16 protein-coding genes are annotated in these 20546 nt (G+C 50.1%); 3 read left to right on the top strand and 13 right to left on the bottom strand.

Annotation, left to right across the window (positions count from 1 at the left end; translation table 11 throughout):
- Positions 1–32 precede the first annotated feature (32 nt).
- The 6 genes from glgX to ubiT all read right to left on the bottom strand — a co-directional run bounded on the left by glgX (position 33) and on the right by ubiT (position 6269).
- The gene (glgX, locus tag ACSF8W_RS18940; RefSeq protein ID WP_500848719.1) at positions 33–2177 is read right to left on the bottom strand and encodes a glycogen debranching protein GlgX; all 2145 of its coding nucleotides are present in this window, start codon (positions 2175–2177) and stop codon (positions 33–35) included.
- A gap of 232 nt (positions 2178–2409) precedes the next feature.
- Positions 2410–3990 carry a peptide chain release factor 3 gene (gene prfC, locus ACSF8W_RS18935; protein ID WP_500848718.1) on the bottom strand — a complete coding sequence of 527 codons (1581 nt, stop codon included), beginning with the start codon at positions 3988–3990 and terminating at the stop codon, positions 2410–2412.
- 302 nt (positions 3991–4292) lie between these two features.
- Positions 4293–4739 carry a ribosomal protein S18-alanine N-acetyltransferase gene (rimI, locus tag ACSF8W_RS18930; protein WP_500848717.1) on the bottom strand — a complete coding sequence of 149 codons (447 nt, stop codon included), beginning with the start codon at positions 4737–4739 and terminating at the stop codon, positions 4293–4295.
- Positions 4729–5130: a DNA polymerase III subunit psi gene (locus ACSF8W_RS18925; RefSeq protein WP_500848716.1), complete on the bottom strand. Its 402-nt coding sequence runs from the start codon at positions 5128–5130 to the stop codon at positions 4729–4731. The genes rimI and ACSF8W_RS18925 overlap by 11 nt, the downstream gene beginning before the upstream one ends.
- Positions 5131–5254: 124 nt before the next feature.
- The gene (locus ACSF8W_RS18920) at positions 5255–5758 is read right to left on the bottom strand and encodes a GNAT family N-acetyltransferase (RefSeq protein ID WP_500848715.1); all 504 of its coding nucleotides are present in this window, start codon (positions 5756–5758) and stop codon (positions 5255–5257) included.
- On the bottom strand, positions 5748–6269 hold the full coding sequence (gene ubiT, locus ACSF8W_RS18915) for a ubiquinone anaerobic biosynthesis accessory factor UbiT (RefSeq protein WP_500848714.1): 522 nt from the start codon (positions 6267–6269) through the stop codon (positions 5748–5750). The genes ACSF8W_RS18920 and ubiT overlap by 11 nt, the downstream gene beginning before the upstream one ends.
- 205 nt (positions 6270–6474) lie before the next feature.
- Between ubiT and ACSF8W_RS18910 the strand changes: the two genes are divergently transcribed.
- From ACSF8W_RS18910 to ACSF8W_RS18900, 3 genes are all read left to right on the top strand, one after another.
- The gene (locus ACSF8W_RS18910; RefSeq protein WP_500848713.1) at positions 6475–8508 is read left to right on the top strand and encodes a putative bifunctional diguanylate cyclase/phosphodiesterase; all 2034 of its coding nucleotides are present in this window, start codon (positions 6475–6477) and stop codon (positions 8506–8508) included.
- 139 nt (positions 8509–8647) lie between these two features.
- Entirely contained in the window at positions 8648–9655 is a 1008-nt protein-coding gene (gene ubiU, locus ACSF8W_RS18905; RefSeq protein WP_500848712.1) for a ubiquinone anaerobic biosynthesis protein UbiU, read from the top strand.
- Positions 9656–9664: 9 nt separating this feature from the next.
- Positions 9665–10543 (top strand): U32 family peptidase, encoded by an 879-nt coding sequence (locus ACSF8W_RS18900; protein WP_500848711.1) that lies wholly within the window; start codon positions 9665–9667, stop codon positions 10541–10543.
- A gap of 119 nt (positions 10544–10662) precedes the next feature.
- Here ACSF8W_RS18900 and nlpI read toward each other — a convergent pair whose 3' ends face one another.
- The 7 genes from nlpI to nusA all read right to left on the bottom strand — a co-directional run bounded on the left by nlpI (position 10663) and on the right by nusA (position 20537).
- A complete protein-coding gene (gene nlpI, locus ACSF8W_RS18895; RefSeq protein ID WP_500848710.1) occupies positions 10663–11586 on the bottom strand; it encodes a lipoprotein NlpI in 924 nt (307 codons plus the stop codon).
- A 130-nt stretch (positions 11587–11716) separates the two neighbouring features.
- On the bottom strand, positions 11717–13840 hold the full coding sequence (gene pnp, locus ACSF8W_RS18890; RefSeq protein ID WP_500848709.1) for a polyribonucleotide nucleotidyltransferase: 2124 nt from the start codon (positions 13838–13840) through the stop codon (positions 11717–11719).
- Positions 13841–14081: 241 nt separating this feature from the next.
- On the bottom strand, positions 14082–14351 hold the full coding sequence (rpsO, locus tag ACSF8W_RS18885) for a 30S ribosomal protein S15 (protein WP_005369538.1): 270 nt from the start codon (positions 14349–14351) through the stop codon (positions 14082–14084).
- Between the two features lie 463 nt (positions 14352–14814).
- Entirely contained in the window at positions 14815–15762 is a 948-nt protein-coding gene (gene truB / locus ACSF8W_RS18880) for a tRNA pseudouridine(55) synthase TruB (protein ID WP_500848708.1), read from the bottom strand.
- 3 nt (positions 15763–15765) lie between these two features.
- Positions 15766–16164 carry a 30S ribosome-binding factor RbfA gene (rbfA, locus tag ACSF8W_RS18875; RefSeq protein ID WP_500848707.1) on the bottom strand — a complete coding sequence of 133 codons (399 nt, stop codon included), beginning with the start codon at positions 16162–16164 and terminating at the stop codon, positions 15766–15768.
- Between the two features lie 114 nt (positions 16165–16278).
- Positions 16279–19023, bottom strand: a complete 2745-nt coding sequence (gene infB, locus ACSF8W_RS18870; protein WP_500848706.1) for a translation initiation factor IF-2 — start codon at positions 19021–19023, stop codon at positions 16279–16281.
- A 26-nt stretch (positions 19024–19049) separates the two neighbouring features.
- The gene (gene nusA, locus ACSF8W_RS18865) at positions 19050–20537 is read right to left on the bottom strand and encodes a transcription termination factor NusA (RefSeq protein WP_500848705.1); all 1488 of its coding nucleotides are present in this window, start codon (positions 20535–20537) and stop codon (positions 19050–19052) included.
- Positions 20538–20546 lie beyond the last annotated feature (9 nt).

Below are 20546 nucleotides of genomic sequence, written 5' to 3'. Positions count from 1 at the left end.
TTCCTCATTCTTTCTTCCGGTTGTGGCAACGGTCACGCAGTTCTCGCTGACACCTCTTGAGTCGACTTGGCGACCATAACAACCATACTTCGGCCACTGATCAGCATACGGTCATACGGATAAATCGGTGCTTTGCCGACCGGATAAATATCGTGCGGAGCCGCTTTGGCCGTGTTGATCAACATGTGCCATTCGCTGCCTTCACGGCTGGGTAAGGTAAAGTTCAGCGGATCCCAGTAGGCATTACACACCACGTACAGCTCATCTTGGGTGATCGGATGGTACACGGTCAACGCCAACGAGTGTGAATGTTCCGACCAATCCGGTTGATCCGGCTGCACCCCGTGCCAGCGAATGCTCACATCTTCCAGCACCTCATTGAGGGAAATGTGCATGTTCCAATCAAAAACCGGTTCCGCGGTGCGGATCTCACTGAGCAACGTCACAAACCGCAGCAAGTCACTATGCTTGTCCACCAGCGTCCAGTCCATCCAGCTGATCGGGTTATCCTGACAATAGGCGTTATTGTTCCCCTGCTGAGTACGGCGCACTTCGTCCCCCATGCTCATCATCGGGGTACCCAGAGACAAAAACAGGGTCGCCATCATGTTCTTACACTGACGGTGGCGCAGGGCTTCAATGTCATGGTTGTCGGTTGGCCCTTCCACCCCGTAGTTGCTGGAAATATTGTGGTTATCCCCATCACGGTTAGCTTCCCCATTGGCCAAGTTATGCTTCTGGCTATAGCTGACCAAATCGTTCAGGGTGAAACCATCATGGGCACAGATGAAGTTCACGGAACGATGCGGAGTGTGGTGGTGACGGCAATAAATATCGGGTGAGCCTAATAAACGAGAGGCGAACCGGCTGACACACCCGCTGTCGCCGCGCCAAAATGCACGCACATCATCACGGTATTTGCCGTTCCACTCGTTCCAGCGATCCCCAATGAAGGAGCCCACTTGGTACAGACCGGCGGCATCCCACGCTTCGGCAATGATTTTGGTGTTACACAAGATAGGATCCGAATCGATGGACCACAGCAACGGCGGCTCTTGCATCGGATGGCCTTGACTATCACGGGATAAGACGGAGGCTAAGTCAAACCGGAAGCCATCGACATGCATTTCCGTGACCCAAAAATGCAGCGCATCAATGATCATTCGGCGCAACACACTATGGTTCGCGTTGCAGGTATTGCCACACCCACTGTAGTTACTGTAGTGGCCATTTTCGTGATCAATCAGGTAATACGCGCCGTTCTGTAAGCCTTTAAAACAGAAGGTCGGGCCGTGTTCATCGCCTTCGGCGGTATGGTTAAACACCACATCCAGGATCACTTCAATGTCTGCTTTGTGCAGCTCTCGCACCAAGGTTTTGAACTCATCAATGGCGCTGAGTGGATCGTTTTCCACGCTGTAACCGGCATGCACGGCAAAGAAGTTGATCGGGCTATACCCCCAATAATTTTGCTTGCCGTCGGGGGCATCATCCACATCAAACTGCTGCACCGGCATCAGTTCAACCGCAGTGACGCCCAAGGCTTTCAGGTACGGGATTTTTTCAATCACACCGGCATAAGTGCCCCGCAAGGTAGGGTCAACACCCGATGATGGATCGCGGGTAAACCCGCCGACGTGCATTTCATAGATGATGGTATCGGTCAGGGAATGGCGTGGGGCCCGTACCCCTTGCCAGTCAAACCCGCGGTGATCTACCACGATGCTTTTCATGCAGGCATCGATATTACACTCTGGGGCGATCGCCCGTTCACGGGAGTACACCGTTCCCAAGCTGATCGCCTGACTGTACGGGTCAATCAGCACTTTCTCTGGGTTAAAGCGCAGCCCTTTGTCGGGGATCCAAGGACCATCCACCTGTAAGGCATAATGCTGGCCGTGGCCGATGTTACCGACAAAGATAAACCAGTAATGGCCCCGTTTATGCAGGGAAGGATCCAATTCAAACGAATGCTGCGGGCGAGTGGCATCAGCATGGGTGAACAAATGCAACGTCACCCGTGTGGCGTCTTTGGAATAGACGCTAAAATTCACCCCATCAGCAAGGACAGAGGCGCCGAGTGGGTGTGCTTCACCTTGTAAGGTATACACCGATTTTTCGGCGGCGAGCATACGGCTTAACGCCGCTGATGCATCATGGGTCGGATGGTCTTTCATCGGTCTGCACTCCTTGGCTTGACGATAAAGGCACGCGATAACGGGACACCTGTGCGCGTACGGTGTGGCCGTTCTGCGTGATCGATTTACCCCAAATAGTAGACCTTATCCTTCGGTCGGTAGCCAGTGATAGCGCGGTGTTTCACAAAAGCATAAAAAAGCCGTCACAACTGTGACGGCTTTCGTTTTCTTTCCTACCAGCAACGGGCATTTTCCCGTTTACTCGTGAAAATTAGTGTTCGCGTGTCGCGCGGAAATCCACTTCTGGGAAACGCTCTTTCGCCAGGTTCAGATTCACCATGGTTGGCGCGATGTAGCTCAGGTTGTCACCGCCATCAAGGGCAAGGTTCGCCTGGTTCTTACGTTTAAAGTCTTCAAACTTCTTCACGTCGTCACATTCCACCCAACGGGCGGTTGCCACGTTCACACCTTCGTAGATGGCTTCTACGTTGTACTCAGACTTCAGACGGGCCACAACCACGTCAAACTGAAGCACACCGACTGCACCCACGATCAGATCGTTGTTCTGCAACGGACGGAAAACCTGTACTGCGCCTTCTTCAGACAGCTGTACCAGACCTTTTAGCAACTGCTTCTGCTTCAAAGGATCTTTCAGACGAATGCGACGGAACAGTTCCGGTGCGAAGTTCGGGATACCCGCAAACTTCAGGCTTTCACCTTGCGTGAACGTATCACCGATCTGAATAGTACCGTGGTTGTGCAGACCGATGATGTCACCCGCATACGCGGTTTCAGCACGTGAACGGTCGCCCGCCATGAACGTAACCGCATCTGAAATGCTCACCAATTTACCGGTACGCACGTGGTTCATCTTCATGCCTTGGGTATACGTACCGGATACGATACGCATAAAGGCGATACGGTCACGGTGTTTTGGATCCATGTTTGCCTGGATCTTAAACACGAAGCCTGAGAATTTCTCTTCTGTCGCTTCAACATCACGCTCTACCGCTTGACGCGTTTTTGGCGCTGGCGCCCACTCGGTCAGGCCATCTAGCATGTGGTCAACACCGAAGTTACCCAATGCCGTACCGAAGTACACTGGCGTCAGTTCACCGGTCAAGAACGCTTCAAGATCAAACTCTGGGCAGGCACCCATCACCAATTCAAGCTCATCACGTACGTTTGCCGCCAGGCTTGCACCGACTTTCTCATCAAGCTCTGGGTTATCCAGCCCTTTAATGATGCGCACTTCTTGGATTTCATGGCCGTGACCTGATTCATACAAAATCGTCTCATCACGGTGAATGTGGTAAACGCCTTTAAACTCTTTACCACAACCAATTGGCCAGGTAATTGGCGCACACATCATACCCAATTCGTTTTCTACTTCGTCCAAGACTTCCATTGGATCACGTACTTCACGGTCCAATTTGTTCATGAACGTCACGATCGGCGTATCACGCAGACGAGTCACTTCCATCAGCTTACGGGTACGATCTTCGACACCCTTCGCCGCATCGATCACCATCAAACAGGAGTCAACCGCCGTTAGCGTACGGTAAGTATCTTCCGAGAAATCTTCGTGTCCCGGGGTATCCAGTAGGTTCACCAAACGGTCGTTGTAAGGGAACTGCATCACCGATGTGGTTACCGAGATACCACGTTCTTTTTCCATCTCCATCCAGTCAGATTTCGCATGCTGGTTAGAGCCACGGCCTTTAACGGTACCGGCTTTCTGGATCGCGTTTCCGAATAACAGCACTTTTTCAGTGATGGTTGTTTTACCCGCATCGGGGTGAGAAATGATCGCAAACGTACGGCGTTTGTTCACTTCAGGTAGAAAAGACATAAGCGTTGATAATCCTGTGAGAGATTTCAATAATCGAACTGCGTCCCGTGCAATACACGCTGACGGGTTGGCAAGCTCCTAATGCCAAGATCCACGGGGATCCGGCGTCTCTGCGCTGGCAGACATAGATAAATCAATAAATGGATGAATCAATAATCAACAATTACATGACGTCCTCTAGCTGGCACAGCATCGTTATAAGGTGATAGGAGCGTTGAATATGGCGGAATTATACGCAAACTCCGCCCAAAGCGACAGAGGCAAGAGGCCTCTGTTTGTGCGGGGGATTACCTGCGCAACGGCTACATCATCATATACGTCATGATTAACGCATCTTCGCGGCCATTGTCTGCAGGGTAGTAACCCACACGTCGGTTGATTTCATTGAAACCTAACGATTCATACAGCTGATAAGCACGGGTGTTGCTTTCTCGCACTTCCAACCAAATTTCTTCAGCATTGCGCGCTTCAAGCAGCGCCATAAAGCCTTCCATCAAGGCTTTACCCAAGCCTTTGCCTTGCCAGGCCGGATCCATTGCAATGTTCAGCACGGTCGCTTCACCGGCCACCAACTGGCCAAAGCAATAGCCAACCAGCGTGCCGTCCACTTCCAACCCACAGTTCAGGGCGATCTTGTTAGGCGCTTTGCGGATCATGGATTCTGCCCACGGGTACGCATGGGCGGCTTGTTCAATGCGCCACACATCATCAAGGTGATGCGGCGCCAGTAATACGATGTTATGTGTCATAAGAACAAATCTGTTGCCAAAGGGCTTTTTTACTCGTTGGATGGGTATGCATCTGCGCTAACGCGGTGGAGGTCAGCAATTGGCATCCTGTCGGATGCACGGCGTCACAACCGGCGATCCAACACCAGGTTAAATGGTGTTCGCGGATCTGCTCGACAGCGACAGACGGCAGACACAGTGCCTGTTCAGGCGTGAGTTTCATGCTGCTCAGAATACGGCCAAACAACCAGCGATCGTGCTCATCCAATTCATCATCACAGACAAAGAGCAGCTGGCAGGAGGGCGGCAAATCGATTGCCGGCAGATCGCGTCCCGGATAAAAATCCGGTTTACGCACTTGCCAGTAGGTCAATCCCATCTCTTGCATGAGCTGTAAATCGCGCTGTTTCATCCACTCACCTACATGCTGTTCATTCTGGCGGGAGATACTACCAGATCCCCGCGGGAACACAGTAAAGACACGCAAAAAAAATACCACCGACAGGTGGTATTTTTGCTCGCAAGACGGTTACGCCTTAGACATCGGCAAATTCAGGGCAATATTCGATCATGCCTTGTTTGCCCGCGATCGTGTCTGGCAGCAGTTCCAGCACCATGAAGAGTTCTTCCGGTACCGGAAACGGACACGTTAACCCTTGCAATGATGCTTGGCTGAAGCCCACTTTCGGGTAGTACTGATCACTGCCCAATACCACGATCACCGGGTAGCTCAGTTCGGCCAATATTTGCTTCGCTTCTTCCATCAGTGCCAATCCCACGCCCTGACGCTGATAGTCTTCTCGTACAGCCAGCGGACCCAAGCCTTGCCAGCTTTCGTCTTCACCGTCACGGGTCACCGGACTGAAGAACGCGTGGCCAACTACCTCGCCGTCATCGTTGCACGCTACCAATGACAAGGTACGGTTGCCATTTTCACGCAAACGCATCACCAAGTTAGCTTCGGCTTCGGTATCAAATACCGCTTTAAGCAGGCGGTCGATCGGCAAAATATCGGCGGGAGCTTCCGTTCTAATGAGCATTCATCACCTCTTTACGTTCCGCCGACGATTGCATGCCTTTCTGAATGAAATCGGCGGACTGATTAAGCACAAATTTCACCGGTGCTGGCAGTGAATCTAAATCGATGCTGTCCATCAGATTTTTCACTTCCAGCCCTAATTCGGTATCGCCTTCAATGCGCAAACGGCGCTGGAAGAACAGCGTATCCGGGTCTTCTTTGCGCGCCGCAATCAACACCAAGTCATTGCACTCGCCGCTGAAGCTCACGTCTTCTTGTTCAACATGCTCTGACACCACCAGTTGCTCGTTTTGGTAACTGATGTACCAGCGCAGATCCAGATCCCTCACTTCGACTTTTAACCAACGATCGTCCAAAAACTCGAAATCACCGTCTTCCAAGGCTTCTTTGAAAACCATGGCCAAGCCTTCCAGCATGACTTTTTTCTGAACGGCAAACGGCGTCAGTTTGGCAGGTACACGTAAAAACGCTGGGCCATGTTGAACCAGCTGTTGTCTTAGTTGAGCAATCACTATTAATCTTTTCCTGTATAAGGTCGCATGGGACACTTGATTGTATGGCAAGAAAGGGCCGCCATTTTATGCCTTGAGTCAAAAAATACGGTATTCATGCCGCAAAGTTTGGGATTACCGCCAAGAGGCAAGGTATAGTAATAAAAAATACACCTGTCGCCTTGTTCTTTTGCGGGCAGCTACATACGGATATCCCTTTCATACCATGCCGACAGAGCAACTCCATTACTGGTTTCCCCTGCTGACGGATAACAGCCCTTTTCTTTTTGCGGTGTTAGATCAGCAACATAATTATCTGGCGGTGAATAATCGCTATTGTGAAATCAGCGGACTAGAGCGCACAGAGCTGCTCGGACTCAATGATAATGACACCTTAGGCCCGACATTTTATCGGACCATGTCACCGTATTACCAACGGGCCTTTGCCGGTGAAACGGTAGAAGGCGAAGTGGTGCTTGATGACAGCCGTCATGACACCAGTATGCATTTCAGTTTGTCTCCCCTGCGCACTGACGACGGGCAAGTCCAACACATTGTGTTGCATTGTGCCGATACCTCGGAACGCCAAGTACTGGTCAACACCATCCAGGAGCTGGAAAAACAACTGCAAGTGCTCAATCAGATGATGCATGAAGGATGCTGCATTGTCGAAGAGAACACCATTATTTCTGCCAATGCCAATGCAGCGATGCTACTGGGCTTTGAGTCGGTGGCCGATCTGCAAGGCGCGGAGATAGGAAACTTACTGGTCGATAGCAACAACAAGCCGCTGCAAAAAGCGCAGTTACAATCACTGAGCAAAGGCGAAAGCCGCAATTGCCAGACCAGCCCGCGGTGCCCAAACCAACGCGCATTGCGCCTGTCGGCCTCGCCAATCCCTTTGCTGGGGGCACCAGCTCGCCTATTGCTGTTACAAGACAACAACCAACAGCTCAGTAAACAAGAAAAACTCGACCAATTGGTCCAAACCGATCCCTTAACGGGTATGTTGAACCGTCACGGTTTCAGCCGCAAGCTGGAGCAGACCATCAAGCAAGACATCCCGTTTTTCATGCTTTACCTCGACATTGATAACTTTAAAAATATCAATGACTCTCTGGGTCACCACATTGGCGATCAGGTGTTGCAAGAAATTGGTAAACGACTGGTACGTGCCTTGCCCAAAGAGGCCATTATCGGTCATCTCAGTGGTGATGAATTTGCTATTCTGTTATCCCACCCCGAGCATCACAAGGTGGGGGATGTAACCGCCGAGCAAGTCATTGCCCTGATCAATCAGCCGTTTAACTTGCACCATTTCAGTAAGCACTTAGCGTGCTCGATTGGCATGGTCAACTTCCCCGGTGATGGTAACGATGCCCGTATTTTGCTGCAAAATGCAGATACGGCCATGTACGAAGCGAAAAACCGCGGCCGTAACCGTGCAGTGGCCTTCAGCGAAGAAATGAACAAAGAAGCGCGCATGCAACTATGGCTTGAAATCGAGTTGCAAAAGGCGCTGCAAAATAATGGGTTGGAAGTCTGGTATCAGCCCAAAGTGAACGCCCGTGATTTTGCCATTGACGGGGCCGAAGCCCTTGTGCGCTGGAATCATCCGGTCGAAGGCTACATCAGCCCGGCGCAGTTTATTCCGGTCGCTGAACGCTCAGGCCTGATTGAACAACTGGGCCAAGTGGTGATGCGTGAAGTGTTTACCACGGTGAAGCAATGGAAGTCCCAAAGCCTGCTGACCGGCCGTGTGGCGATCAACCTGTCGCCGCAGCAATTTGGAAACCCGAACCTGATCAAGTTTGTTGATCGCCTGCACAAGTCTATCGGGGTGAACCCGAACGACATCACCTTTGAGCTGACCGAAAGTGCGGTCATGAGCGATGGTGAGCACACCATTCAGATGCTCAATGCGATCAAAAAACTCGGCTTTTCGCTGTCGATTGATGACTTTGGTACCGGTTATTCGTCATTGTCTTACCTCGCCCGCTTCCCGCTGGATGAGCTCAAGATCGACCGCGCCTTTATTCAGGATATCGACAGTGTGCCCAAGCAGCTCACATTGATTGAAAACATCATCAATTTAGGCAAGGCCCTGAACATGAGCGTGGTCGCCGAAGGCGTCGAGACACGCCAGCAAGCCACCTTGCTGTCAAACTTGCACTGCAACTCTATCCAAGGTTTTCACTTCTACAAACCGCTACCTAAAGACGAACTTGAAGCCATTTTGCATAAGCACACGCACCATTAGTCGTGATCCGTTAGCGACTAAAAATGCAAAATAAGTTGTCCTAAATCAACAAAACCTGCCTGATATCAAAACATGGGGGCCGCGTGCCCCCTACTATTTGCGCTATCACTTTATTTCCAGACTGGTAGATGACATCAACATGGAGCTACTTTGCCCCGCCGGGAACCTTCCGGCGTTGAAAACGGCCATTGATAATGGCGCAGATGCGGTGTATATCGGCTTTAAAGACGATACCAACGCACGCCATTTTGCCGGCTTAAACTTTACAGGACGTAAATTAGAAAAAGCCGTGCAGTATGTACGAGACCACGACCGTAAACTGCATGTTGCCCTGAATACTTTTGCCCACCCAGACGGTTTTGACCGCTGGCGTACCGCTGTCGACACGGCCGCCGCGATGGGCGTGGATGCCTTGATCGTGGCGGATATCGCAGTGCTTGAGTATGCCGCCACGAAGTATCCGGATCTGGAACTGCACCTGTCTGTACAAGCTTCGGCGACCAATACGGCCGCGATTGACTTTTACAAACAGAACTTCAATGTAAAGCGTGTGGTCTTGCCACGCGTGCTATCGATCCACCAAGTGAAGCAATTGGCACGTAACACCGATATGGAACTGGAAGTGTTTGCCTTTGGTAGCTTGTGCATCATGTCGGAAGGTCGCTGCTACCTGTCATCGTACATGACAGGCGAATCACCAAACACCGTGGGCGCCTGTTCACCCGCGAAATATGTTCGCTGGCAGGAAACCCCACAAGGGTTGGAATCACGCTTGAATGAAGTGCTGATTGACCGTTACGCCGCAGGCGAAAATGCAGGCTACCCGACGCTGTGTAAAGGCCGCTTTGACGTGAACTTGGAAGGCATTGACCGCCGTTACCACGCGCTGGAAGAGCCTACCAGCCTGAACACGCTGGAAATTCTGCCAGAGCTGTTCAACGCGAACATTGCCTCCGTGAAAATTGAAGGCCGTCAGCGTAGCCCGGCTTACGTCGAGCAGGTCACCAAAACCTGGCGTGCGGCGATTGACCGTTACAAAGCCAACCCTGAAGGCTACAGCGTCGAGCCGGCATGGAATGCGTGCTTGGGTAACGTCTCTGAAGGTAAACAAACAACGCTCGGTGCTTACCACCGTAAATGGCAATAAGGAGCCGACATGAAATACGCCCTTGGCCCCCTACTGTACTTTTGGCCGAAAACCGACGTGGAAGCCTTTTATCAGCAAGCCATGCAGGCCAACACCGACATCATCTATCTCGGTGAAACGGTATGCTCTAAGCGTCGTGAAATGAAGCCTGCGCACTGGTTCGAGATCGCCAAAGACATTTCGGCCTCCGGTAAGCAAGTCGTGCTATCGACCATGGCGCTGTTGGAAGCCCCAAGCGAAGTCAATGTAATGAAAAAATACATTGATAACGGCGACTTCATTATTGAAGCCAACGATGTGTCGGCGATCCAACTGGCGCATGAAAACCGTGTACCGTTTGTGGTCGGCCCGGCCGTGAACTGCTACAACGCCCAAACCCTAAACCTGTTCTTGAAAAAGGGCATGATCCGCTGGTGTATGCCGGTTGAGTTATCTCGCCAATGGCTACAGAACGTGGTCAGTGAATGTGAGCAAATGGGCATTCGCAGTCAGTTTGAAACCGAAGTGTTCAGCTATGGCTACCTGCCACTGGCTTACTCGGCACGCTGCTTTACCGCGCGCGCAGAAGACAAAGCGAAAGATGATTGTGAAACCTGCTGTATCAAGTACCCGAACGGGATCACGGTAAACAGTCAGGAAGAGCAAAAAGTCTTCACCTTAAACGGCATTCAGACCCAATCAGGCTACTGCTACAACCTGATCAACGATCAGCTTGGGATGGAAGGCTTGGTGGATGTGGTACGTTTGAGCCCGTTGGGTATTGATACCCTGTCGCTGGTCGATGACTTCCGTGCCAACCAGCACGGTCACACCCGTCATGCGCTGGAAGGTGGCCATCACTGTAATGGTTACTGGCACAACGTGGCAGGCTTGAACATCGAGTCATAAGTCACCCTGTCAAATAGACAGATAGATAGACCAATAGACAAAGACGCCACACACAAAAAAAGCCGCCAGTGATAACACTGGCGGCTTTTTTATATGTTGGCTATCGGCCTCGCGAGCGGTTACTGTGCGGCGTCGCTTTCGTTGTCTACATCCAGTACCGCATCAAATTGCTGTTGTTCATTGATTGCAGCCTGCAAACGGCTCAGCTCCAACAATGAGAAACGGTGCTCAACAAACTCATACACATTGCCCGCCAACGCCAACTTATACAGCATCAGTGCGGTGCCGTAGTCTTTGTTGTGGAAGTAGAGTTTGCCCATGTAGAAATAAGCTTCTGTCAGACGCTCCGCCAATAGCGCATTGTCTTCGCTTTCCAGCGCGATCTGATTTAAAAATTCAGTTTCAGAGATGTCGTTGAGGTACCAGCGAACGATCTGCCAGCCCCAATCCTGCTTGTCACTGTTGTCATAACGCAGACGCAGCTTCTCTTGTGCTTTTACCGGATCTTGTTCCAGCTCCACCAAGTACAGCCAAATCACCCGGTAAGGGTCATTGATGTTCTGCTGGTAATGGGTATTTAAATCATCAAACGCCAAGTCGTAACGGCCGCCGTAATACAGGGCGATACCGCGGTTACGCTGCGCAAACGGGTGATGAATATTCAGTTCAAGGCTGGAATCAAAGGCTTCATACGCGGCATCAAAATGGGCGCTCTGGGTAAAATACACCCCGAGAATATTGAAGACATCCGCTTGATTCGGCTTATAAGAGAGCGACTGATTAAAGTCGAGACGAGCAAGATCACGCAAGCCAATGCTGTCGTGCAATAAACCACGCTCGTAATACATTTGTGCCAACGTATCATCATTCAAATCGTTGCGGCGCAACAATTGATCAATACGGGCAAGTTGAATTTGTTCTTGAATAGTTGGCTGGAATGGCACCGCCATCGGTGGCTGGGCCCACTGTGGCTGGGATGACGTGCACCCCGTCAGTAATATGACCAATGCGGCACAGGCCAGTGTTATCCGATTTGCAATCAATGCCGTTCTCCCTCGGTGAGACGCCTCTATGTCTAGCATATACGATCGTAGCGCAAGCATGGTGGCGATAACGGTAATAATAAAAAAGGGGCTTAATAGCCCCTTTATATCATGCTTTTAGCAAAAAGCCTTATGCTTCTGGCTTGTCTGCTGCTGCAGCTGCTGGGTTTTGATCTTCAGCGGCTTCTTTCATGCTTAGACGGATACGGCCCTGACGGTCGATTTCAAGTACTTTAACTTGAACTTCCTGACCCATTTCAAGGTGATCAGCCACTTTCTCGATACGCTCTTGAGAGATTTGAGAAATGTGTACTAGACCTTCTTTCGCACCGATAACAGAAACGAATGCACCGAAATCAACAATACGCATTACCTTACCGGTGTAGATGCGGCCAACTTCAACGTCAGCAGTGATTTCTTCGATACGGCGGATAGCTTCTTGTGCTGCAGTCCCTTCGGTTGCTGCAATTTTCACTGTACCGTCGTCTTCGATTTCGATTGTTGTGCCGGTTTCTTCAGTTAGGGCACGAATTACCGCACCACCTTTACCGATAACGTCTTTGATCTTCTCAGGGTTGATCTTCATCGTGTGAATACGAGGTGCAAACTGAGAGATATCTTCGCGAGGTGCGTTGATAGCTTGATCCATTACGCTAAGGATGTGCGTACGCGCGCCTTTAGCTTGGTTCAGAGCGATCTGCATGATCTCTTTCGTGATACCTTCGATCTTGATATCCATCTGAAGTGCAGTGATACCGTCATCAGTACCCGCTACTTTAAAGTCCATGTCACCTAGGTGATCTTCGTCACCCAAGATGTCAGAAAGAACAACGAAATCATCGCCTTCTTTCACAAGACCCATTGCGATACCCGCAACAGATTTCTTGATTGGCACACCTGCATCCATAAGAGCAAGAGACGTACCACATACAGACGCCATTGAAGAAGAACCGTTAGATTCTGTGATTTCAGAAACCACACGAACAGTGTACGGGAATTCGTCAACAGAAGGCATTACCGCAGCAATACCACGCTTAGCCAGTTTACCGTGACCAATTTCACGACGCTTTGGCGAACCTACGAAACCAGTCTCACCCACACAGTATGGAGGGAAGTTGTAGTGTAGTAGGAAGTGATCTTTACGCTCACCGGTTAGTTCGTCGATGATCTGTGCATCACGCTGGGTACCTAGGGTCGCTGTTACCAACGCCTGCGTTTCGCCACGCGTGAACAAAGAAGAACCGTGTGTACGTGGTAGTACACCAGTACGTACGTCTAGCGCACGAACCATGTCTTTTTCACGGCCATCGATACGTGGGTTGCCAGCGATAATGCGGCTACGAACAACGTTCTTCTCTAGTTTGCCTAGCATGCCACGGATTTCACGCTCATCTAGCGCTTCGTCTTCTGCAAGTAGTGCTTCTACTACGTCGTTCTTGATCGCGCCAACTTGCTCGTAACGCGCCATTTTTTCAGTGATCTGGTAAGCGTCAGCTAGACGAGCTTCTGCTTTTTCTGCAACGCGTGCTTTTAGCTCTGCGTTAACAACCGGTGCAGTCCAATCCCAAGCAGGTGTTGCCACTTCAGCTGCGAATTCGTTGATTGCATTGATAACAGTCTGCTGCTGATCGTGGCCGTAAACAACCGCTTGTAGCATTTGCTCTTCAGATAGACGGTCAGCTTCTGACTCAACCATCAATACTGCGCCAGCAGTACCTGCAACAACAAGGTCTAGCTTGCTGCTGTCTAGTTCAGTTTTGCTTGGGTTCAGTACGAACTGGTCGTTGATGAAACCAACACGTGCAGCACCGATAGGACCGTTGAACGGAAGACCAGAGATAGCAAGTGCCGCAGAGGTTGCGATCATCGTGATGATGTCTGGTTGTACATCTGGGTTTACAGAAACCACAGTTGCAATAACCTGCACTTCGTTTTTGAATGCTGATGGGAATAGCGGACGGATTGGACGGTCAATCAGACGAGCAGTCAGTGTTTCGCCTTCTGAAGGACGACCTTCACGCTTGAAGAAACCACCAGGGATTTTACCTGCAGCGTAAGTACGCTCTTGGTAGTTCACTGTTAGAGGGAAGAAATCTTGACCTTCTACTGCTTCTTTTTTACCAACAACAGATACGAATACAGACGTATCGTCCATGCTAGCCATAACTGCAGCTGTCGCTTGACGAGCCATTACACCAGTTTCAAGGGTAACCGTGTGGTTACCGTACTGGAAAGTCTTTACGATAGGATTCACGTGAATTTCCTTAATTTATTCCGCTTTCTATTTGCGCCGTTAAGTATATCTGAGACAAAGAAAAGCGTCATGTGATGAAAGGCTATTTACCGCAATTTCACGCATCGCGACTAATGAAAATTCTCGGGGAAGAAAGAACTGTCATTAGTCGCGACCTCTAGGTCGACGAAAACGACTCGTGGAATGTGATAAAGAGCAGATAAAAAGAAAGGAGCCATAAGGCTCCTTTCTAAAAGCAATCTTAGCGACGTAGGCCTAGACGCTTGATTAGGTCTTGGTAACGATCTAGGTTCTTACCTTTTAGGTAGTCTAGAAGTTTACGACGACGAGAAACCATACGTAGTAGACCGCGACGGCTGTGGTGGTCGTGTTTGTGGTTAGCAAAGTGACCTTGAAGGTGGTTGATCTGTGCTGTTAGCAAAGCAACCTGAACTTCAGGAGAACCAGTGTCGTTTTCGCACTGCGCGTATTCAGCAACGATTGCTGCTTTAGTTTCTGCATTCAGAGACATAACTCATTCCTAATACAAAGATGTTTCAAATTTGTGCCGCCAATCTCTGATTCAGCCGGCACCCGAACCGCGGATTATACGTGGAGGCTTGGTGGACTACAAGTGAATAATCACACAGCAGACGCGGATTAAGAAAAAGAAAGAAACAAGGGGCGAGGTACGAGTCAGCGAGTTTCAAGGAAGAGCGTGAACGAGTTTATGAGTCTAAAGAATTGCGAGGCAAGTAAGGGCAGAAAAAAACCAAAAGGGACGTGGGACAAGTCCAAAGGTGCGAGGAAGAGCAAAAGCAGAAGCGGGTGTCGAGTGAAGCTTCGCGCCGAGTGGCGAGTAAAGCGGAGATGTGGTTCTATGCTGATATAACCCGCATAAAAAAAGCAAGCGCATTCACGCTTGCTTTTCCATAGGACCTTAGGGCCAAGAACCGCTCTTACACGCCCTTCCTAGCCCCTCGATACTCGCTAACTTATTCCGCTTGCTCGTTCGCCATCACGCGCTTCGGTGCCAATCGACCTTCACGGTCAATCACACCCACGCCGATAAACTCACGCGACTCACCCACGGTAATGCGCACTTGCGTGCCTTCTGCCGGCACCACGCCTGCATTCACAGGGTTACCGTGCAGAATGTACACCGCAGACGCCGGTACAATGTTCACCTCTGGCAAATCTTGTACCGCGGTATCTGTCGGTAGCAGCAACGGATCCAACAAATCGCCTGGGGCAATGTCTTGCGCTTTGGCTTGCTCAAGCAACGCTTCCAGTTGCTCTAGCGTGACCATGCGTTCTAGCGGGAAGTTCGACACACCGGTACGACGAAGGTACGACACGTGTGCACCACAACCCAACATTTCCCCAAGGTCATCCACGATGGTACGGATGTACGTGCCTTTGGACACGTGCAGTTCCATTTCCACTTCGTTGTCGCTAAAGCGCAGCAAATCCACCGAAAAAACCGTGATTTTGCGTGACTCACGCGGTACTTCAATCCCCTCGCGGGCATATTCGTACAACTTACGACCTTGGTACTTCAGTGCTGAGTACATGGACGGGATCTGATCCGTGGTACCACGGAACTTATCGATGCAACGTTCTAGCTGATCGCGATCAACGGCCACATCGCGCGTTTCCACGATTTCACCATCAGAGTCAGACGTGTCCGTGCGTTCGCCCAATTTGGCGATCACAATATAACGCTTGTCCGAATCCAATAGGAACTGTGAAAACTTGGTCGCTTCACCAAAACAGATTGGCAGCATACCTGTAGCCAGCGGATCTAATGCGCCGGTGTGCCCTGCTTTTTGCGCAAAGAAGATGCGCTTTACTTTTTGCAGGACATCATTCGAGCTGAACCCTGTTGGTTTATCCAACAAGATCACACCATCAATTGGACGGCCCTTACGACGACGTGCCATGGATTACTCCTCGTCGTCCGACTGAGGTTCATCACCACGACGCTCAACATCACTGCGTACCGCATTCGACACAAGGTTTGAAATACGCATACCTTCTGTCAGTGACTTGTCGAAAATGAAGTTAATTTCAGGCGTAACACGCAAGCGGATTTCTTTACCCAGCAGTGAACGGATGTACGGTGCCATTTCACGCAGTGCTGCTAGGCTCTCTTCTGGCGTTTGCTCGCCCACAGTAAAGAACGTCACATACACTTTGGCGTAGTTCATATCACGAGAAACGTCGACGCTTGAAATGGTCGTCATACCGATACGTGAGTCTTTAATTTCACGCTGCAGGATCACCGCCAGCTCTTTTTGAAGCTGTTGGGCAACACGCTGTGTACGGCTAAATTCTTTTGCCATTTTTCTATCTCTCTTTAAAGAGAACTCTCTAATGAAGAATGCTCTGTTGAAAGAATGGGGAGCCGAAGCTCCCCATAGGATTAATTGTGATAAAGCAGCTTTTGACTGTCAGTATTAGTCAAGCGTACGCTTAATTTCAACAATTTCGTAAACTTCGATCTGGTCACCCACGCGAACATCATTATAGTTCTTCACGCCGATACCACACTCGTAGCCGTTCTTCACTTCTTGCATATCATCTTTAAAGCGACGTAGAGATTCTAGTTCGCCTTCATAGATAACAACGTTATCACGCAGTACGCGGATAGGGTTGCTACGCTTGATAGTACCTTCAGTAACCATACAGCCAGCGATTGCGCCCAGTTTCGGTGACTTAAATACGTCACGTACTTCAGCAAGACCAATGATTTCCTGACGGAATTCAGGTGCTAGCATGCCGCCCATTGCTGCTTTCACTTCATCAATCAACTGGTAGATGATTGAGTAGTAACGCAGGTCAAGGTTCTCAGTTTCAATCACACGACGTGCTGGAACGTCTGCACGAACGTTGAAACCAAGTAGGATAGCGTTTGACGCAGCAGCCAATACAGCATCTGTTTCAGTCAACGCGCCCACACCAGAACCGATGATGTTCACTTTCACTTCATCAGTTGATAGCTTACGTAGTGATTCAGCAATCGCTTCCACAGAACCTTGTACGTCAGCTTTCAGTACAACGTTCAGTTCAGCAACTTCGCCAGCGGCCATGTTCGCGAACATGTTCTCTAGCTTCGCTTTCTGCTGGCGAGCCAGTTTCACGTCACGGAATTTACCTTGACGGAACAATGCAACTTCACGTGCTTTACGCTCGTCACGAACAACAGTCGCTTCATCACCCGCAGATGGCACGCCAGAAAGACCTAGGATCTCAACTGGGATAGACGGACCTGCAGATTCGATATCTTGACCTAGCTCATCGCGCATTGCACGAATACGGCCATGCTCAAGACCACAAAGAACGATATCGCCCTTACGTAGCATGCCTTCTTGAACAAGTACGGTTGCTACTGGACCACGGCCTTTATCAAGACGTGATTCAATAACGACACCCTTCGCCATGCCTTCTGCAACAGCAGTCAGTTCAAGAACTTCCGCTTGCAGTAGGATTGCTTCAAGTAGGCCATCGATGTTCGTACCCTGCTTCGCAGAGATGTGAACGAACATGTTCTCGCCGCCCCACTCTTCAGGCATAACGTCGTACTGAGCTAGCTCATTCTTAACGTTATCTGGGTTTGCATCTTCTTTATCGATCTTGTTCACAGCAACGATCAGAGGTACACCTGCCGCTTTCGCGTGCTGGATAGCTTCAACCGTTTGTGGCATCACGCCATCGTCTGCTGCAACAACAAGAACAACGATATCCGTTGCCTGAGCACCACGAGCACGCATAGACGTAAACGCTGCGTGTCCCGGAGTATCTAGGAAGGTGATCATACCGTTGTCAGTTTCAACGTGGTATGCACCGATGTGCTGGGTAATACCACCCGCTTCACCCGATGCAACGTGTGCTTTACGGATGTAGTCAAGGGTCGATGTTTTACCGTGGTCAACGTGACCCATGATGGTCACAACTGGTGCGCGTGGCACAACAGCCAGATCAGCATCACGGTCAGACATTACAGCGTCTTCAAGCTCGTTATCGTTACGGAAGATAACCTTGTGGCCCATTTCTTCTGCAACTAGCGATGCGGTTTCTTGATCGATAACTTGGTTAATGGTTGCCATTGCACCCATTTTCATCATCACCTTGATAACTTCAACGCCTTTTACAGACATCTTGTTAGCAAGTTCAGAAACAACAATCGTTTCGCCGATAACAACATCTTGTTTCGCGACAACAGCTGTTTTATCGAAGCCATGCTGCATAGACGTTGGTTTAGCCATTTGCGGCTTACCACGACCACGCTGGTTACGACCACCGCGGGTATCTTGCTTAGCAGCTGGTTTCTTTTTCTTACGACGACGTGCGCCTTCTTCTTTACGATCTTGTTCGTCTTCCGCCGCACGAGCGTGGGTAGACGTTGTAGTATGGTAGTCTGTTTTATCCATATTACCTTTTTCCTGGTCAGCTTTTGACCAGTTCTTTTCATTCATTTCTGCCATTTTGCGTGCCTCTTCTAGCTGACGCTGACTTTCTTCTTCGGCTTTACGCTTGGCTTCCTCTTCCCGGCGACGTTGTAGCGCCTCGGCATCTATCTTAGCCTGTTCATCAGCGGCGGCGCGTTTGACTTTTTTGTCAGTCGAACGCTTTTCATCAGTGTTACGCTTCTGCTGTTCCTCAGCATCACGCTTCACCTTCTGTTCTGCATCTTGCTTAGCTTGTTCTTCAGCTAAACGCTTCTCTTGAGCGGCGTGCTGTGCAGCTTGTTCAGCTTCACGTTTTGCCTGCTCATCAGCGTCACGCTTAGCAGCTTCTTCGGCTGCTCGCTGAGCGGTTTGTTCCGCGTCACGTACAGCGTTTTCTTCCGCTTCACGTTTCGCTTCTTCCGCGGCACGCTGTTCTTCTTCAAGCGCAGAACGCTTAACGTAGGTGCGCTTTTTGCGCACTTCTACCTGAACACTTTTATTCTTGCCACCAGAACCCGAAACACTCAACGTGCTGCGGGTCTTACGTTGCAAAGTAAGGCGTGTAGGGGCCTCGCCAGCGCTGCTTTCACCACCATGTTCTTTCTTTAGGTGGGCCAGCAGCGACTGTTTTTCTTTTTGGCTTACGCTATCTTCAGCATTCTTGCTAATACCAGCACCGGCAAACTGTTGAAGCAAACGGTCAATCTGCGTGCCGATTTCCTCGGCTAATGCTTTAACTGTAACCTCTGACATGCTGCTCCTCCCTTGCGATTAATATTTTAAGCTTCGTCACTGAACCAGCAGATGTTACGAGCAGCCATGATTAGCTCGCCCGCTCTTGCTTCGTCAAGACCTTCGATATCCATCAACTCGTCGGTACCTTGATCAGCAAGATCTTCCAGTGTGCATACGCCTTTAGCAGCCAACTTAAATGCAAGTTCACGCTCTAGGCCAGCAAGGCCAAGAAGATCGTCAGCAGGCTCTAGACCTTCAAACTGCTCTTCTTGCGCAAGTGCAAGTGTCGTTAGCGCTTCTTTTGCACGGTCACGCAGGGCGTTAACAGTCTCTTCATCAAGACCTTCAACAGCCATCAGCTCGGCTACCGGTACGTAAGCAATTTCTTCTAGCGTAGTGAAACCTTCTTCCACCAATACTGTCGCGAAATCTTCGTCGATATCTAGGTGTTTAGTGAACGTTTCAATCGATTCTTGTGCTTCTTCTGCGTGCTTCTTCTGTAGATCTTCTACAGTCATCACGTTCAGTTCCCAGCCAGTTAGCTGAGACGCTAGACGAATGTTCTGACCACTACGGCCGATTGCTTGAGCAAGGTTGTCCTTCTCTACAGCAATGTCCATGGTGTGGTTGTCTTCGTCAACGATGATAGAGCTTACTTCAGCAGGTGCCATTGCGTTGATAACGTATTGCGCTGGGTTCTCATCCCAAAGCACGATATCAATGCGCTCACCGCCAAGTTCACCAGAAACTGCTTGAACACGTGCGCCACGCATACCTACGCACGCACCCACTGGGTCAATACGCTTGTCGTTGGTTTTCACTGCGATTTTCGCGCGAGAACCTGGATCACGTGCCGCGCCCATCAGTTCAATCATCTCTTCGCCAATTTCTGGCACTTCGATGCGGAACAGTTCAGACAGCATATCTGGCTTAGAACGGGTCATGAATAGCTGGAAACCGCGCGCTTCTGGACGTACAGCATACAGCAAACCACGCACACGGTCACCCGGGCGGAAGTTTTCACGTGGCAATTGATCGTCACGTAGGATAACCGCTTCTGCGTTGTTACCTAGGTCAATGATCACGGCATCACGGTTCACTTTTTTCACAACACCAGTGATCAATTCACCTTCGTTGTCGATGAACTGCTCAACAATTTGTGCGCGCTCAGCTTCACGTACTTTCTGTACGATCACTTGCTTCGCCGTTTGCGTCGTAATACGGTCAAACGTTACAGATTGAATTTCTTCTTCAACGTAGCCGCCTAGTTCCATTGTTTCGTCGTCGTATTGCGCCGCTTCAATGGTCATTTCTAGCGTAGGCTGAGTCACTTCTGTTACTGCTTTCCAGCGACGGAAGGTTTCAAACTCACCCGTTTTACGATCGATTTCAACACGAACGTCAATTTCTGCTTCGTATTTTTTCTTTGTTGCTGTAGCCAGCGCGATCTCTAGTGCTTCAAAGATACGCTCACGAGGTACAGCTTTTTCGTTGGATACCGCTTCAACGACAGCCAAGATTTCTTTGTTCATTTCTAATGC

The organism is Photobacterium sp. 270122K (assembly GCF_059941365.1).
This window is presented reverse-complemented; position numbering and strand designations above follow the sequence as displayed.